The organism is Stella humosa (genome assembly GCF_006738645.1).
GTDB lineage: Bacteria > Pseudomonadota > Alphaproteobacteria > ATCC43930 > Allostellaceae > Allostella > Allostella humosa.
In genome coordinates this window covers 415,136-431,814 of sequence record NZ_AP019700.1, presented here as the reverse complement: position 1 = coordinate 431,814, position 16,679 = coordinate 415,136, and the positions used below count along the sequence as shown (strand labels likewise).

Below are 16,679 nucleotides of genomic sequence, written 5' to 3'. Positions count from 1 at the left end.
TCCCGGTGCATGTGATTGGTTGGTTGGCGGATAGCCCGATCATACGTCGGGGACGACGAGAAGGTCGCCCTTGGAAACCAGGTCCCCCTGGCCGGCCAGGACATCGACCTGGAAGCCGATGCACTCGCGTAGCTGCGGGCTGGTCATGCGGAAGCCGAGCCGGCGCGACACGGCCTGGGCGATCTCGTCGCGGTCGGCGCCGAGGTTGGTGTGCACGGTCTCCAGGATCGCCTGGCGGATCTCGGCCGGCGGCAGCATGTCGAGCCGGCGCAGCGACAGCGACTGGACGGCGCCACGATCGCGCACCCGGGCCGGCGCACCGGGCGCCGACAGGAAGCGGCCGTCGGCGACGATGCGCCCGTCCGCCAGGGCCGCGGCGACCGCCCGCTCGACCGCCTGCTGGATGCGCTGGCCGGCACGCTGCAGGCCCCAGGCCTGGCGCAGGCGGACCACCACCTCATCGACATGGACCGGCCCCTCGATGGCCGCCATCTGGACGACCAGCTCGGCCAGCAGCCCGGTCGGCGTCTCATGCAGCTCATGGTCGCCGTCCGCGCGCGCCACGACCGCCTCGACATAGGCGTCGGGCACCGGGGGCGGGGCCGTGGCGGGCGAAAGCGCGATCTCGGTCGCTTCCTCGCGCTCCACGGCCACGACCTCCAGGGACACGGCCGGCCCGGGGCCCGTTGCCAGTTCCAGCCGCGCGTCCAGCTCGGCCTTGGCCGCCTCGATCGCGGCCACGACGCGGTCGAGCTGCTCGTTCGGCCGCTGGAACCAGTCCGTGCTCCAGATGCGGTGGATGATCCAGCCGTGATCCTCCAGCACCGCCTGGCGCAGGCGGTCGCGGTCGCGGGCCGAGCGGGCGGCGTGGTAGGCCGCGCCGTCGCACTCGATCCCCAGGAGGTATCGCCCCGGCCGCTCGGGATCGGCGATGGCGAGGTCGATGAAGAAACCGGCGATGCCGACCTGGGGATGCACCTGGTAGCCCATCGCCTGGAGGCGGGCCGCCACCTGCGCCTCGAAGACGCTGTCATGGTCGCGGCCGGTCGGCTGCGCCAGGCCGAGGCGGCCGGTGCGGGCGAAGTGCAGGAAGAGCTTGAAGGCCGCGACGCCCCGGCCCCGCCCGCGCTCCAGGTCGATGTCCTCGTCGGTGATCGACGCGAAGACCTCGCAGCGGCGCTTGGCGCGGCTGATCAGCACGTTCAACCGCCGTTCGCCGCCATCGGCGCTGAGCGGCCCGAAGCGCATGGCGAGATAGCCCTGGGGGTTGCGGGCATAGCCGACCGAGATCAGGATCACCTCGCGCTCGTCGCCCTGGACGTTTTCCAGGTTCTTGACGAAGAACGGCTCGCTTGGGTGGCTGTGGAAGAACGCCTCGGTCTCGGGGTGGAGGCGGCGCAACAGTTCGAGCTGGTCCTGGATGGCCCGGCGCTGCTTGACCGAGAAGGTGGCCACCCCCAGCGACAGCCCCGGATGCCGGCGGGCGTGGTCGACGATCGCCTCGGCCACCACCTTGGCCTCCACCGCGTTGGTGCCGGTGTTGGCGCTGTCGAAGACGCCGCCCGCGACGGGATGGAAGCGCAGCCCCATGCCGGCCTCGCCGGTGTAGGGGCTGGGCACGATGAACAGCTTGTTTTCGTAGAACTGGCTGTTGGAGACGGCGATCAGCGACTGGTGGCGGCTGCGATAGTGCCAGCGCAGCATGCGCTGGGCGAGGCCGCGGGCGGTGAAGAGGCCGAGGATGCTCTCGATGTCGGCGACCTGGGCGCCGTCCTCGTCGTCGGGCTGCTCGTTGATCATCTTGGCAAAGAAACGCGTCGGCGGCAGCTGGCGCTCGTCGCCCACCACCACCACCTGGCGGCAGCGGGCGATCGCCCCCAGCGCATCCACCGGCTGGATCTGGCTCGCCTCGTCCATCACCAGCAGGTCGAAGGTCAGCAGCCCCGGGGGCAGGAACTGCGCCACCGACAGGGGGCTCATCATCAGCACCGGCTTCAGCTTCTGGATCGCCGGGGCGGCCTTGTGCATGAGCTGGCGGATCGGCATGTGGCCGCGCCGGCGCGCCATCTCGGCCTTCAGCACGCCGAGCGGTCCGGCGCCGCCGTCGCGCGGCGGGATGCCGCGGTGATGGGCGCGCACCACCTCGACCGCGGCGGCGGCGATGCGCTGGCGGTCGAGCTGGGCGAACTCCGCCACCTGGCGCCCGTGCAGTTGGCCATCGAAGCGGCCGAGCGCGGGTTCCATCCGGACCATGTCGGCCAGCAGGGCCTCGTAGCAGGCCATCTCGAAGGTGGGCACGCCGTCCCCCGGCGCCAGCCGGCCATCGTCGAGCCGGTCGACCAGGGCAGCCAGCCCCATCGCCCGGGCCCGCCCCGACCGCTCGCGATAGACGACCCATTTCGATAGCTGCTCGCCGTGGGCAAGCCAGGCGCCCAGGCGGGCATCGACCACGGAAGCGGGCGCGGCCAGCGCATCCTCCCCGCCGAACAGGGCCGGGGCATCGGCGCGCAGGTCGATCAGCAGCCCGGCCAGGTCGCGCAACAGCCGTGCCTGCACCTCCTCGATCTGGCGCGCGCGCGCCGATGGCAGGGCGCGATCGTCCAGCCCGGCCGCCAGGTGGCGGATGTCGGGGTTGGCGGCGATCCAATCGTGCGCGCCGGCCAGCGCCGGCCAGTCGGATTGCGGCCCGGCCCAGGCCTGGCCGAAGCAGGCCCGGCCCAGCGCCTCGCCCGCGGCGATCGACCGGGCGGCCACCTGGCCGTCGATCACCCGGTCCAGCACCGCCAGCCGGTCGGCCCGGCCGCCCGGCGCCCCTGCCATGATCGCGCGGCAGTCGGCGTCGGCCGCCGCCAGCCGGCTGCACTGCTCCATCACCCGGACCGGGTCGGCGCGGCCGGCATCGATCGCCTCGGCGAACACAAAGTCGGGCTGCGTGCCCAGATCGGCCCACAGGTCGCGTAGCAGGGGCAGCGCCTCGTCCAGCAGGGTGCGCACGCGATCGGCCACCACGCCGACCGCGCCGCGATCGAGCGGCCGGGCCGCGATCAGCCGCGGCTCCGCCCCCAGGCCCCGCAGGCTGCGCATCCAGTCGACGAGCGCCTGCAAGGGGGCCGCGGCCGACCGGTCGCCGCGCCAATGGGCGCCGAAGGCGGCCCGCCCGAATGCCTCGCCGTCGCGGATGCGGGCCATCGCCGCCTGCCCGGCGATCACCGTGTCGAGCAGCGCGAGCTGTTCCGGCAAGCCCGCCTCGGGCTCGCGCAGCACCGACTTCACCAGCCGGCTGGCGCGCCGCCAGTCGCCGTTCAGCGTGCGCAGGAAGCTGGTGCCGTGGACGGCCAGCGTCTGCCGGGCGGCGGCCAGCTCGGTCGACCAGGCGGCCTCGACCACCCGATCGCCGGCAGCCCGGCGTGCGTCGTCCAGGGCCGCCACCGCTTCCACCAGGTCCGCCGCCTGGTCCACCCCATGGTCCCAGACCGCGGCGTTGAACGCCTCCGGGCTGGCCTCCGGGGCGACCGCCACGCGCTGGGCGGTGCTGGCCGCGCGGTCGATGGCCAGGAAGCTCTCCGGCACGCCGTCCTGGCCCAACAGCCGGGCAAGCCGGCCGGCTTCCTGCAGCAGGCGCGGCAGCAGGTCGTGCAGCCGGCGGATGCGGTCGAAGCCCTCGGCCGCGAACCCCTCCGGCAGGTCGGCCAGCAGCCGGCGCGCCTCGCCCAGGTCCGTAGTCCAGGCCGCCGGCAGCACCCGGGCGCCCAGTTCACCGACGTGGCGGCGATACCCGGCACCGGCCAGCAGCAGCGCCGCCACGTCCGCCGCGCGCGTGTCCCACTCCCCGGCGGCAAGTGCCTCGGCATCCAGCGGCGGCGCTCCCGCCACGCGATGGGCCAGGTCTGCCAGCGGCGCGAACCCGCCCAGGCCGAGCGGCGGGGGATGGCCCAGCGTCTCGGCCAGCAGCGCCTGGTCGGCCACCAGGACCGCCAGGCGCGCGCGCAGGTCGGCGACGCGGCCGAGCAGGCGATCGACCTCGGTCGGCAGCACCGATTCCAGCCCGACGCCGTGCCACGGATGGTCGAGCGGCCGGCCGATCCCGGCCACGCGCTCGGCCAGTTCGGCCAGCAGGGCGCTGCGCTGGCGGCGGTCCTCGGGCGACCAGGATTCCGGCCGCTCCAGCACCAGGTCGGCCGGGCGACGGCCCGCCTGCGCCAGGCGGGTCAGCTCGCCAATCACCTGGTAAGGGGTCATGCCGGCCACCCGATGCGGCCGGTGCAGGCGCGCGGCATGGTCGTTCAGCCGATCGCGAGCCGCTTCCAGCCGCGCGTTCAGGCCGTCGCCGGCATCCCCCGCCGGCGCCCCCAGTTCCCAGGTACGGCGCAACTCGTCCAGCAGAGCGCGCTTGTTGGCCTTGTTGCTGTGCAGCTCCAGGCAGGCGTCACCCACGCCGGCCTGGTCGAGGCGGCGCTTCACCACCTCGAGTGCCGCCATCTTCTCGGCCACGAACAGCACCGTCCGGCCGTCCGCCACAGCCGAGGCGATGATATTGGCGATGGTCTGCGACTTTCCGGTGCCGGGCGGCCCCTGGATGATCAGGTCGCGGCCGGCGCGGACGTCGTGCACGGCCAGCGTCTGCGAGCTGTCGCTGTCGACGATGTGCAGCATCTGGGCGGGCGGGATGTGCGGGTCGATCGCGGCATCCTCTGGGATCCCCGGCCTCCCCGCCTCGAACCCGTCCGCCAGCAGCCCGCGGATCAGCGGCAGATCGGTCAGCTTGCCGTCCGCGGGCCAGACCTCGGGGTCGAGGTCGCGATACATCAGGAACTTGGAGAAGGAGAAGAAGCCCAGCACGATGTCGTCCGGCAGCACGGCCCAGCCCGGCTTGGACGACACCGCCGCGGCCACCGCGGCCAGGTAGGCGGCGGGGTCGAAATCCTCGCCCGGCTCCAGCGGCGGCATCGCCAGGGCGTGGACGCGGTCGAGATAGGCTTCCAGCGACAGGTTGGCCGCCTGGTCCTCCTGCCGCCAGCGCAGCTTGAAGCGCTCGCCGGCCGTGCCGCGCTCCAGCCGCACCGGCACCAGGATCAGCGGCGCGCGGCGCTCCAGCGTGGCATTGCCGGGATCGATCCATTTCAGGCTGCCCAGCGCCAGGAACAGGATGTTGACGCCCTGTTCCTCCTCCAGCGTGCGGGCATCGAAATAGAGGTCGAGCAGGCGCTTCTGCAACCCGGCCGAGGTCAGCCGCGTCTGCAGGCGGGTGTCGGCATGGCGGCGCTGCACGCCGCGCTCGTCGGTGCCTTCGTCCTCGGGCTGGGCCAGGTCGGCTGCCGTCTCCGTTTCGGGGGCCACTTCGTCGCCATCTTCGCTCGCGGCACCGCGGCCGGCGGCGAAGTTGAGCGCGCGGCCGTCCCGCACCAGCAGGCGAAAGACCTCGGCCGACCGCTCGTCCACCACCTCGATCGTGCGTGCGCTGCGCGACGAGCGGGGGACGTTCAGCAGCCGGTTGCGGGCCGACAGGTCGAGCAGTTCGGTGCGCGCGCGCTCCAGCTTGGCGGCAAGCGGCAGGTCGCTGCGAAAGATGGAAAGCGGCTCGGCCGCCGTCGCGTTGCCGGTTTCGTCCACGATAAACGCCTCCGAAAATTCAACCGGAAGCATGTGGCCAAGTCCGGATGCCTGTCGAGCCGCGCGGGCGGCGTTGGCCCGCCCGCGCGGTTGTCCGCCCTTACTGCCCGCGGGCCGCCAGCAGGTCCAGCAGTTCGGCGTTGAAGCGCTCCGGCGCCTCGAACTGCACCCAGTGGCCAGCCTTCGGGATCACCCGGAAAACCAGCTCCGGCCGCAACGCACGCAGCTTCTCCTCGCGCTCGTGCAGCCAGGGATGGGCCGTCGCGTCCAGCTCGCCGAAGATGGCGGCAACCGGCGCCTGCACCCGCGGCAGCGCGTCCAGCAGGATCTGCGACATCGAGATGGGCCGGCTCTTGGTGCGGCCACGCCGGGCGTTGCCGGCCTGGAGATAGGCGGCCAGGTCGTCGATGCTGTCGGGATCGGCCAGCATCAGGATCGCCAGGTTCTCGCGGTGGATGGCGTCCTGCTCGGCCGGGTCGGGTAGCTGGCGCCACGACTTCAGCTCCAGCGTCCGTCGCCGGGCGCCGGTGCCGCCGGACCCCACGAAGGTGAAGGACTTCACCCGGTCGCCCATCAGGACTGCCGTCGGCCCGCCGATGACGCCGCCGAAGGAGAAGCCGACCAGGTCGAAGCGCTCGCCCGCCGGCACCAGCCGCTCCAGCCCGTCGGCGCAGATGCGCGCGATGGTCCAGCCGTCATAGGGCTCGGGCGCCAGGGCCGAATCCCCCAGCCCGGGCAGGTCGGCCGCCAGCACCGTATAGTGCCGGGCCAGTTCCTCGACATTGCGCAGCCAGTGCGTCCAGGAGCCGAAGCCGCCATGGAACAGCACCAGCAGCGGCCCGGAACCCCAGCGGTGCCAGACCATCTCGCCGTCGCCGCACGGCGTCGTCAGCCGCTCGGCCTTGGCCTCGATCGCGGCGACCAGGGCTGCCGGACCGGGCGCCGCCGGGTCGGCGGCCGCGGATGCGGGGCCGCTCACGGGGCGACCGGCAGCGGTGCCTCGCCGTTCGGCGGGCCGATGCGGTGGGCGTTCAGCGTCATGGCCAGCAGCGTGTAGTAGCCGACCAGCGCCGTCAGCTCGACCACGCCCGGCACGCCGAAGGCGGCCGTCGCGCGCGCATGGGTGTCGTCCGACACCTGGCGCTTCTCCAGCAGCTCCTGGGCATAGTCGTGCACGGCCGCCTCGTCGGGCAGCATCGGGTCCGGCCGGCGGCCGACACGGATCGCCTCGATCACGCCGTCGGGCAGGCCCGCCTCGCGCGCGTGCTTCTCGTGCGCGAACCATTCGAACTGGCAGGAATAGGCGCGCGAGGTGACGAGGATCGCCAGCTCCGACAGGCGGGCGCCAAGCCGCGTGCGGTAGCGCAGGAAGGCGCCCAGGTTCTGCACCCGGTCGGCCAGCTCCGGGCTGTGCAGCAGGCCGAGGAAGGGCCCGACGACGTGGCCGCGGCTGCCGGCGATGGCATCGAAGACACGCTTCTGGTCCGCGTCGAGGCCTTCCGGCCCGACCAGGGGGATACGGGGATTCATCGTCAAGGAACCTGGGTCAGGGATGGGGAATAGAATGCATTCGAGGCTAGCACGATTGTCCGGGCGATGGGCAACGCCTTGCCAGCCGGGCCGGAATCGGCGCTAGACTGCGGCTTCCGCCGTTCCGTCCGAAGGAGCCCGGCGCTTGCGCCTCAGCGGCATCATCGCGGCCATCCTGCTGGCCCTGTCCTGGGGCGACCTGGCGCGCGCGGCGGGCGAGCCGGTCGACCTGGAGCTGGTGCTGGCGGTCGACGTGTCGGGCAGCGTCGACGCGGTCGAGGCCCGCCTGCAGCGCGAGGGCTATGTCGCGGCATTTCGCGACCCCGAGGTGGTGCGGGCCATCCGCTCGGGCATGGTCGGCCGCATCGCCGTCCTCTATTTCGAATGGGCCAGCCAGCACGAGAGCCGCGTGGTGCTCGACTGGCAGGTGGTGGCCGACGCCGGCTCGGCCACGGCATTTGCCGACCGTCTGGCATCCGAGCCGGTGCTGCGCGGCCGCCGCACCTCCATCGCGGCCGCCATCGATTTCGCCGTGCCGCATTTCGGCCGGCGCTACGAGGGCACGCGCCGGGTCATCGACCTGTCGGGCGACGGCCCCAACAATGACGGCGCGCCGGTGGTGCCGGCCCGCGATCGGGCGGTGGCGGCCGGCATCGTCATCAACGGCCTGCCGATCATCAACGAGCGCCAGTTCACCTGGGGCCTGCCGAACCTGAAGGAACTCGACCTCTACTATCGCGACTGCGTCATCGGCGGCCCCGGCGCGTTCTACATCGTGGCCGAGGATTTCGAGAGCTTCGCTGCGGCGGTGAAGCGCAAGCTGGTGCTGGAGATCGCCGGACGGATGCCCACCGTGCAGCACGCCCAGCTCTATCCCGAGCGGCCGATGTTCGATGCCGAGGGCCGGGTCGACTGCCTGGCCGGCGAGAAGCTGCTGGAGATCTATCGCCGTCGCACCGAGCCGAACTGACCGGCGCGGCAGCGTCGTCAGCGAACCAGCAGCACGTCCGCTTCCGGCACTCCGGCCCAGCGATCGGTCGACAGGTCCGCGGCAACGACGATGAGGGCTGGCCGAAGTGCCGCGCCAGCACGCACCCAGGCAGCATCGCCGCCCGGGCCGACGCGCTGGATGCGGGCGGGCGGGCGGCGGCCGGCCAGCGCCGAGGACAATCCCGCCTCTGCCCCGGCCGGCAGGTCGGGCGCCAGCAGGACGGCCAGCGGCTGGCCGCGATCATCGGCCAGGCCGGCCGCGGCGGCCAGCGCCCGGCCGGACGCGGCCGAGCCGTCATGCAGGCAGGCGACGGTTCCGGCCGCCATGGACCGCCGCCGCCGCAGTAGAACCGCATGGCGCGCGGCGGCCGCCACTTGGCGCCAGCGCGTCTCGAAAGCGAAGCTGCCGCCGAAGGGTCGCACCGTCGCCTCAACGATCAGCAGATCGTCTCCCGCAAGATCCACGCCCTCGGCCGCCAGGCCGCCGCGCGCGACGCTGAAGGTGGATTGCTGGCCGATGCGGTCGGCGGCGGCCGCCAGGGCGCGGCGGGCACGGGCCTCCAGGGCGGCGATGTCGGCCGCGAGGTCGCCGCCCGGCAGCGCCTGGCCCACGCCCGAGGACAGGCAGACCTGGCGCACGCCGGGCAGCCCGCTCAGATGGACGAGGTCGGCACCGACGACGAAGACGCCGGCCACCGCGCAGCGCCAGCGGCCGGCGAATTCGCACGCCGTGGCGATGGCAGCCCCATGGTCGCACTGGGCATCCAGCGCCACCACCACCCGGCCGACCGTGAAGGCCGGCACGTCATCCATCTCGGCGACCATGGCGATGCTCCCTTCCCACCGAGCCCGGCCCGCGCGCCGGCGGGCGGGCCGCCTCCGCCCGGTCGGCGAAGCGGGCGAGGCGGCGGGCGACGGCATGGTTGACGGTGCCGGGCGGCCAGTTGCCCCCGGCGTCCGCCTCGCCCGCCGGCACGCCCGTCAGGATCTCGATGCCCTCGTCGACCGTCGCCACCGACCAGACATGGAAGCGGCCCTCGGCCACCGCCCGGGCCACGTCGGGGCGGACCATCAGGTTCTTGACGTTGGTGGACGGGATCATCACCCCCTGCTCGCCCGTCAGCCCGCGCGCGGCGCAGACGTCGAAGAAGCCCTCGACCTTCTCGTTGACGCCGCCGATCGGCTGCACCCGGCCGCGCTGGTCGACCGACCCGGTGACGGCGATCGACTGCTTGAGCGGGATCTCCGACAGGGCCGACAGCAGGGCGTAGAGCTCGGTCGAGGACGCGCTATCGCCGTCGACCCCGCCATAGGACTGCTCGAAGACCAGCGTGGCCGCCAGGGCCAGCCGGCGGTTGAGGCCGAAGCGGCTGCCGAGGAAGCCGGTCAGGATCAGCACGCCCTTGGTGTGCAGTGACCCGCCCAGCTCGGACTCGCGCTCGATGTCGCGCACCTCGCCATTGCCCAGGCGAACGCGCGCGGTGATGCGGCTGGGCAGCCCGAAGGAAAAGCCCCCGATGCTCTGCACGGCCAGCCCGTTGATCTGGCCCACGGCCGTGCCCGTCGTCTCCACCAAGTAGGTCCCGCGCCGCATCTCCTCCAGCGCGCGGGAATAGAGCCGGTCGTCGCGGCGGCGCTGGGCATCGATCGCGCGCTGCACGGCGGCGGCATCGACCGTGGGCGAGCCGGCGCGGCCGGCCTGCCAGTCGGCCTCCTGCATCAGGTCCTCCAGGATGCGCACGCGCAGCGACAGCCGCTCGGAATCGCCGGTCATGCGCGCCGAATGGTCGATCAGGCGGGCCATGCCGGTGCGGTCGACCGGGCGGATGCCGGCGCGCACGGCGCTGGCCGCGATCAGCCGGGCATAGAGGCCGGTATTGCCGCCGTCGCGCGCCATGCGGTCGTCGAAATCGGCGCCGACCTTGAACAGCTTGCCGAAGTCGGGGTCGTTGGCCGCCAGCATGTAGTAGAGCTGCGGCGGCCCGATCAGCACGACCTTGATATCGAGCGGAATGGGCTCCGGCTCCAGGAGCACGGTGGAGGTCATGCTGAGCATCGCCTCCAGCGATTCCAGCTTCACCCGCCGGGCGGCCAGCGCCCGCTTCAGGCTTTCCCAGGCAAAGCCGTTGGCCAGCACCCGGTAGGCGTCCAAGACCAGGTAGCCGCCATTGGCGGCATGCAGGGCGCCCGGCTTCATCAGGTTGAAGTCGGTCACGAGCGCGCCGAAGCGCGCCTGGTGCTCGATCCGGCCGACCAGCGTCGGGTGGGTCGGGTGGTCCTCGTAGACGACGGGCGCGCCGGTGGCCCCGGTCTGGTCGACGAAGACATTCACCTGGTAGCGCCGGCCGGAGGCGGGCTCGCCGCCGGCCCCGCCCGCCAGGACGCCCATCATCGCCTCCGGCCCCTGCTGCGGCTTGGGCAGGAAGTCCTCGGCATGGTCCATGATGTCGCGCTCGACCGCGTCCAGGAACGCCTGCACCGCGGTCAGGTCGAGGAAGCCCTTGCGCATCTCCTCGATCAGGTGGGCGACGGCAAAGCGGGTGACGTCGCGGTTGAGCTGGCGGACCAGCTCGCGATGCTCGCGCTCCCAGTCCGGCAGGCGTCGGACGATCGCCTGCAACTCCTCCTGGAAGCGCTCGATGGCGGCCTTCAGCCGGTCCTGGTCGGGCTGGGGCAGGGCCTTGAAGACATCGGGCGCCATCACCTCGCCGTCGCGCGCGGGCGCCAACGCCAGGCCGTTGGGCGTGCGCACCAGCGCCACGTCCTCCTTCTGCGCGCGCTCCGACAGGTCGACGAAGGCGCGCTCCTGGCGCTGCTTGAACTGCTCGTCCACCACCTCGCGCCGCTGGCGATAGTCGTCGCTCTCGAAGGCGGCCGGCAGGGTCGCGCGCAGCTCCTGCACCAGCCGGCGCATCGCGGCCGCCAGCGGCGCCGCCCGGCCGGGCGGCAGGCGCAGCGCGCGCGGCTGGCTCGGATTCTCGAAGTTATGGACATAGGCCCAGTCGGGCGGCACCGGGTCGGCCGCCGCCTGGGTCGTCAGCAGATGCTGGATCAGCGTGTGCTTGCCGGTGCCGGCCGGCCCCAGGACGAACAGGTTGTAGCCGTCGCGGCGCATGCCGATGGCGAACTCGATCGCCTCCAGCGCGCGTTCCTGTCCGACCAGGCCGGTCAGGGGTGCCGCATCGGCCGTGCTGTCGAACGGGATGGCGGCCGGGTCGGTCGCGGAATAGAGCTGATCGGCGGTGAGCTTGGCCATGATCCTCGGGGCTCTATCTGAAGGACGGGGAATCAGTCAGGCGATACGATCCATCACCGCCCGGGTGACCTCAGCGGTTCCATGCGGCCCGCCGATTTCCGCCGGGAAGGCCGCCCCCTCGGCGAACGCCCGCTCGACCGCCGCATCCAGCGCGTCGGCCGCCTCGACCAGGCGCTCGCGGCCATGGCGGTGGCCCAGCCATTCCAGCATCATCGCGGTCGACAGCAGCATCGCGGTGGGGTTGGCCAGCCCCTGGCCGGCGATGTCGGGCGCGCTGCCATGGGCCGGCTGGAACAGGGCATGCTCCAGCCCGATCTCGGCCGATGGCGCCAGGCCCATGCCGCCGACGATGCCGCCGCCCACGTCGGACAGGATGTCGGCATACATGTTCTCCATCACCATGACGTCGAACACCCATGGCTTGCGCACGAGGTCGAGGGCGGCCGCGTCGACATAGTGGTGGCGCGCTTCCACGTCGGGGAAGTTCCGCGCCCGCTCGTCGAAGATCTTGCGGAAGAAGGCCATGGACACGAAGACGTTGGCCTTGTCGACGCAGGTGACGAGGCCGGCGCTGCCCTTGGCCTTGCGCCGGCGGGCGAGGTCGAAGGCGAAGTCGAACAGCTTCTCGGACGTGGCGCGCGTGATCACCAGGGTGTCGCGGGCCTCGCGGTCGTCGATCACGACGCCCTTGCCGCGCGAGGCGAACAGCCCCTCGGTCAGCTCGCGGATGATGACGAGGTCGATGTCGGCCGCGCGCGGGCTGGCCAGCACGGCCGGTGTGTTGGGCAGCCGGCGGATCGGCCGGACGCCCGCGAACAGGTCGAAATCGACGCGCATCTTCAGGTGCGGGGCGATCTCGGTGCCGTCGGGGTAGCGCACGTCGGGCAGGCCCATGGAGCCGAACAGGATGGCATCGGCGCTGCGCGCTGCCTCCCACGCGCCCTGGGGCATCTCGCGCCCGGTCTCGCGCCAGTAGGCGGCCCCGCCCGGATGCTCCTCGGCCGCCAGCCGGAACCCGAACCGCTTTTCCAGCGTAGACAGCACGGCCCGGGCAGCGCCCATCACCTCGACGCCGATGCCGTCGCCCGGAAGGACACAGATGTTGAGATCGCTCATGCCGGCTTTCCTCCATCCAGGACAGGGTCCGACCGCCATCGCGGTGCCTCGTCTCATTGCCGCCACTATGACGGCAACGACCGGTCGAAGCGACTCGTCGCGTTTTCGGAATCGTGCTAATTGCTCGGGTCGCTTGCGGCTCCGGTTCCCTGCGATACCCGGCCTTGAGCATCCTGCCGAGGTTGGCTCGGCTCTTCCTGCCGTCGAGGGCCCGTGAAGCGTCCCCTTAGCCTGATCTGCGCCTCTGCCGCCCTGGTCGCACTGCTGGGCTGCGCCTCGCCACCCCAGGACCCGGCCGAACGCGCCCAGTGGGAGGAGGAGAACGATCCCCTCGAGCCGCTGAATCGCGAGGTCTTCGCCGTCAACCGCGTCATCGACGGGCTGCTGATCAAGCCGGCCGCCATGATCTATCGCGGCGTCGTGCCGGAAGAGGGCCGCGAGGCCGTCCGCAACGTGCTGGGCAACCTGAAGGAGCCGGTCTACGCCGCCAACCACCTGCTGCAGGGCGACCTGGGCGGCGCGGGCGACGCGGTGGCGCGCTTTGCGATCAACACCACGGTCGGCGTCGCCGGCATCATGCAGCCGTCGGCCGACATGGGCCTGCCGCGCAAGCCCAACGACTTCGGCAAGACCCTGAACCAGTGGGGCACGGGCGAGGGCCCCTACATCGTGCTGCCGCTGATCGGCCCGTCCAACCCGCGCGACACGGTCGGCATGGTCGCCGACATGCTGATGGACCCCTTCATGTGGGCGGCCTCGGCCAACGACATGGACTGGATCACCTACACCCGCACCGGCCTCGACGTGCTCGACAAGCGCGCGCAGGTGATCGACACGCTGGACGAGATCGAGCGCAACTCGCTCGATTTCTATGCCCAGATCCGCACCCTGTCGCGCCAGCGCCGGCACGAGGAACTGCGCCGGGCCGCCCACCAGGTGTCGGAGATGCCGGTGGAAATCGAGCGCGTCTCGGCCGCCGCCGACGCGCCCGAGCGGGTCTCCATCGCCGAGCGCCAGTAGGCGCCGCCGGACAGGATGGCCGGCCCATGCTATGGTGCCGGCCATGAACAGCGACCCGATCCTGGAGGGCGAGCCCCTCGACATCGTGCTGGCCGAACCGCGCGGCTTCTGCGCCGGCGTCGAACGGGCCATCGAGATCGTCGAGCGCGCACTCGCCAAGTATGGCGCGCCCGTCTATGTGCGCCATGAGATCGTCCACAACCGCCATGTGGTGCAGGACCTGCGCGCCAAGGGCGCCATCTTCGTGGGCGAGCTGGACGAGGTGCCGCCGGGTGCGGTGACCATCTTCAGCGCCCACGGCGTTGCCCGCGCGGTCGAGGACGAGGCCGGCCAGCGGTCGCTCCACGTCATCGACGCCACCTGCCCCCTGGTGACCCGCGTCCATCTGGGCGGGCAGCGCTATGTCCGCCAGGGGCGCGAGGTGGTGCTGATCGGCCATGCCGGCCATCCCGAGGTGGTCGGCACGATCGGCCAGATCCCCGGCCGGGTGCACCTGGTCGAGACCGCCGAAGACGTGGCCCGGCTGGAGGTGACCGATCCCGACCAGCTTGCCTTCGTCACCCAGACGACGCTGGCGGTCGACGACACGCGCGAGGTGATCGCCGCCTTGCAGGCACGCTTCCCCACCATCGTCGGCCCCGGCATCCGCGACATCTGCTACGCGACCCAGAACCGGCAGGAGGCCGTCCGCCAGCTTGCCGCCGAGACCGACCTGGTGCTGGTCGTGGGTTCGCCCAACAGCTCCAACTCCAACCGCCTGCGCGAACTGGCGCAGGAGATGGGGCGGACCGCCTTCCTGATCGACGATGCCGACGGGCTCGACCCGGCCTGGCTCGACGGCCGGCGCTCGGTCGGCATCACCGCCGGGGCGTCGGCGCCGGAACACCTGGTGCAGGGCGTGATCGCCGCACTGGGCCGGCTGCGCCCGGCGCAAGTGCGGCGCCTGACCGGGGCGGTCGAGGACATGCACTTCCGGCTGCCGGCCGAACTGGCCGACCCGGAGCCCGTCGCCCGCACGGCCTGAGCGCCAGGCGGAGCCCGGCCGATGGCGGTGCCGCTGCGCCAGGTGGCTTCTGTCGGCTGGTACGCGTTGCGCCAGCATCTGGCCCGCCGCCGGCGCTATCCGCTGGTGCTGATGCTGGAGCCGCTCTTCCGCTGCAACCTCGCCTGCGCGGGCTGCGGCAAGATCGACTATCCGGATGAGATCCTGAACCGTCGCCTCAGCCTGGCCGAGTGCCTGGAGGCGGTCGACGAATGCCCGGCGCCGGTGGTCTCGATCGCCGGCGGCGAGCCGCTGCTGCACCGGGAGATGCCGCAGATCGCGGCTGCCATCACCGCGCGGCGGCGCTTCGTCTATCTGTGCACCAACGCCCTGCTGCTGGAGAAGCGCCTGGGCGACTATCGCCCCGGCCCCTACTTCACCTGGTCGGTGCATCTCGACGGCGACCGCGGCATGCATGACCGCTCGGTCTGCCGGGCCGGCGTCTACGACCGGGCGGTGGCGGCCATCGCCGCGGCCAAGGGCGCCGGCTTCCGCGTCAACATCAACTGCACCCTCTTCGACGATGCCGAGCCCGAGCGCGTCGGCCGGTTCCTGGAGCAGACCGCCGCGCTGGGCATCGACGGCATCACCATCTCGCCCGGCTATGCCTATGAGCGCGCGCCCGACCAGGCCCATTTCCTGAAGCGGCAGCGGGTGCGCGACCTGTTCCGCGCCGTGCTGGGCCGGGCCGGCGCCCGGCGCTGGCCGATCGCGCAATCGGCGCTCTATCTCGATTTCCTGGCCGGCAACCAGGACTATCGCTGCAGCCCCTGGGGCAACCCGACGCGCACAGTCTTCGGCTGGCAGCGCCCCTGCTACCTGCTGGGCGAAGGCTATGCCCCCAGCTTCCGGGCGCTGATGGAAGAGACGGACTGGGATGCCTACGGTACCGGCCGCTACGAGAAATGCGCCGACTGCATGGTCCATTCCGGCTACGAGGCGACGGCCGTGGCCGATTCCATCCGCCGGCCCTGGGCCGCGGCCCGCGCGGCACTCGCCGGCCCGCGGACGCATGGGCCGATGGCGCCTGACATCCCGCTCGACCGGCAGCGGCCGGCCGAGCATGTCCATGACCGGCTGGTGGCGGCTGCGGTCGCAAGGCCGGCCGAGCGGCGATGACGGGGCCGCTCAGCCTCGTCACCGGCGGCACCGGCTTCGTCGGCGCGGCCGTCGTGCGCGAACTGCTGGCCCATGGCCACCGCGTCCGCGCGCTCGTGCGGCCCGATAGCGACCGCCGCAACCTGGCCGGCCTGGACGTCGTCCTGTGCGAGGGCCGGCTCGAGGACCGCCCGTCGCTCGAGCGCGCCATCGCCGGGGTGGACGCCCTGTTCCATGTCGCGGCCGACTATCGCCTGTGGGCGCCCGACCCCACGGCGATGATGGCAGCCAACGTCGACGGCACCGTTGCGATCATGGAGGCCGCATTGGCCGCCGGCACGCCACGCATCGTCCATACCAGCAGCATCGCCGTACTGGGCCACCCGGCCGACGGCTCGCCCGGCGACGAGGACACGCCGGTCGCCCTGGCCGACATGATCGGCCCCTACAAGCGATCGAAGTTCCTGGCCGAGGCCGCAGTGTCGGCGATGGTGCGCGAGCGCGGCCTGCCCGCCGTCATCGTCAACCCCGCCGCCCCCGTCGGCCCGCGCGACATCAAGCCGACGCCGACCGGCCGCATGGTGCTGGACGCCGCGCGCGGGCGGCTGCCGGCCTATGTGCGCTCGGGCCTCAACATCGTCCATGTCGAGGATGTGGCGATCGGCCATCGCCTGGCCTTCGAGCGCGGCGAGATCGGCCAGCGCCACGTGCTGGGGGCCGAGAACCTGTCGCTGGGCGCGGTCATCGGCATGGCGGCCCGCCTGGGCGGCCGCCGCCCGCCCGCCATCCGCCTGCCGATCGCGCCCTTGTGGCCGCTGGCGATCCTGGCCGAGGCCGGCGCCCGGCTGCTGGGTGCCACACCGCCGCTCACCCGCGACCTGCTGCGCATGGCCCGCCAGCCGATGCATTTCTCGCACGCCAAGGCCACGGCCCGCCTGGGCTATCGGCCCCGGCCGGCGATCGAGGGGCTGGCCGACGCCGTCGCTTGGTTCCGTGCCAACGGCTACATGCGGTAGG

11 protein-coding genes are annotated in these 16,679 nt (G+C 72.4%); 5 read left to right on the top strand and 6 right to left on the bottom strand.

Features of this window, described 5'->3' with window-relative positions:
* Positions 1-39: 39 nt before the first annotated feature.
* The 3 genes from STVA_RS02015 to STVA_RS02005 form a co-directional block, all read right to left on the bottom strand.
* The gene (locus tag STVA_RS02015) at positions 40-5,610 is read right to left on the bottom strand and encodes a DUF3320 domain-containing protein (protein WP_197735767.1); all 5,571 of its coding nucleotides are present in this window, start codon (positions 5,608-5,610) and stop codon (positions 40-42) included.
* A gap of 100 nt (positions 5,611-5,710) precedes the next feature.
* Positions 5,711-6,589, bottom strand: a complete 879-nt coding sequence (locus STVA_RS02010) for an alpha/beta fold hydrolase (RefSeq protein WP_123695569.1) — start codon at positions 6,587-6,589, stop codon at positions 5,711-5,713.
* A complete protein-coding gene (locus STVA_RS02005) occupies positions 6,586-7,140 on the bottom strand; it encodes a carboxymuconolactone decarboxylase family protein (RefSeq protein WP_123695567.1) in 555 nt (184 codons plus the stop codon). Before STVA_RS02005 ends, STVA_RS02010 begins: the two co-directional genes overlap by 4 nt.
* A gap of 145 nt (positions 7,141-7,285) precedes the next feature.
* Between STVA_RS02005 and STVA_RS02000 the strand changes: the two genes are divergently transcribed.
* Complete coding sequence (locus tag STVA_RS02000) at positions 7,286-8,110, top strand: DUF1194 domain-containing protein (protein WP_123695565.1); 825 nt, start codon at positions 7,286-7,288, stop codon at positions 8,108-8,110.
* A gap of 17 nt (positions 8,111-8,127) precedes the next feature.
* Here the strand turns inward: STVA_RS02000 and STVA_RS01995 are convergent, their stop codons facing one another.
* The 3 genes from STVA_RS01995 to STVA_RS01985 are packed head-to-tail and all read right to left on the bottom strand — an operon-like array spanning position 8,128 to position 12,502.
* Complete coding sequence (locus STVA_RS01995; RefSeq protein ID WP_123695563.1) at positions 8,128-8,955, bottom strand: hypothetical protein; 828 nt, start codon at positions 8,953-8,955, stop codon at positions 8,128-8,130.
* Positions 8,936-11,386, bottom strand: a complete 2,451-nt coding sequence (locus STVA_RS01990) for an ATP-binding protein (protein ID WP_123695562.1) — start codon at positions 11,384-11,386, stop codon at positions 8,936-8,938. The genes STVA_RS01995 and STVA_RS01990 overlap by 20 nt, the downstream gene beginning before the upstream one ends.
* A gap of 36 nt (positions 11,387-11,422) precedes the next feature.
* Positions 11,423-12,502, bottom strand: coding sequence for an isocitrate/isopropylmalate dehydrogenase family protein (locus tag STVA_RS01985; protein WP_123695560.1), 1,080 nt, complete (start codon positions 12,500-12,502; stop codon positions 11,423-11,425).
* Between the two features lie 213 nt (positions 12,503-12,715).
* Between STVA_RS01985 and STVA_RS01980 the strand changes: the two genes are divergently transcribed.
* From STVA_RS01980 to hpnA, 4 genes are read left to right on the top strand one after another with little or no spacing between them, the layout of a single operon-like run.
* A complete protein-coding gene (locus STVA_RS01980) occupies positions 12,716-13,522 on the top strand; it encodes an MlaA family lipoprotein (protein WP_123695558.1) in 807 nt (268 codons plus the stop codon).
* A 43-nt stretch (positions 13,523-13,565) separates the two neighbouring features.
* On the top strand, positions 13,566-14,546 hold the full coding sequence (ispH, locus tag STVA_RS01975; RefSeq protein WP_123695635.1) for a 4-hydroxy-3-methylbut-2-enyl diphosphate reductase: 981 nt from the start codon (positions 13,566-13,568) through the stop codon (positions 14,544-14,546).
* A gap of 21 nt (positions 14,547-14,567) precedes the next feature.
* Entirely contained in the window at positions 14,568-15,683 is a 1,116-nt protein-coding gene (gene hpnH / locus STVA_RS01970) for an adenosyl-hopene transferase HpnH (RefSeq protein ID WP_123695556.1), read from the top strand.
* Positions 15,680-16,678 carry a hopanoid-associated sugar epimerase gene (gene hpnA, locus STVA_RS01965; RefSeq protein ID WP_123695554.1) on the top strand — a complete coding sequence of 333 codons (999 nt, stop codon included), beginning with the start codon at positions 15,680-15,682 and terminating at the stop codon, positions 16,676-16,678. The genes hpnH and hpnA overlap by 4 nt, the downstream gene beginning before the upstream one ends.
* The last annotated feature ends 1 nt before the right edge of the window (position 16,679 follow it).

What these genes read in the sequence shown, in the direction of transcription:
- STVA_RS01985 (WP_123695560.1), bottom strand. Translation starts at nt 12,502, where the DNA reads ATGAGCGATCTCAACATCTGTGTCCTTCCGGGCGACGGCATCGGCGTC.
- ispH (WP_123695635.1), top strand. Translation starts at nt 13,566, where the DNA reads ATGAACAGCGACCCGATCCTGGAGGGCGAGCCCCTCGACATCGTGCTG.
- STVA_RS01990 (WP_123695562.1), bottom strand. Translation starts at nt 11,386, where the DNA reads ATGGCCAAGCTCACCGCCGATCAGCTCTATTCCGCGACCGACCCGGCC.
- STVA_RS02005 (WP_123695567.1), bottom strand. Translation starts at nt 7,140, where the DNA reads ATGAATCCCCGTATCCCCCTGGTCGGGCCGGAAGGCCTCGACGCGGAC.
- STVA_RS01995 (WP_123695563.1), bottom strand. Translation starts at nt 8,955, where the DNA reads ATGGTCGCCGAGATGGATGACGTGCCGGCCTTCACGGTCGGCCGGGTG.
- hpnA (WP_123695554.1), top strand. Translation starts at nt 15,680, where the DNA reads ATGACGGGGCCGCTCAGCCTCGTCACCGGCGGCACCGGCTTCGTCGGC.
- hpnH (WP_123695556.1), top strand. Translation starts at nt 14,568, where the DNA reads ATGGCGGTGCCGCTGCGCCAGGTGGCTTCTGTCGGCTGGTACGCGTTG.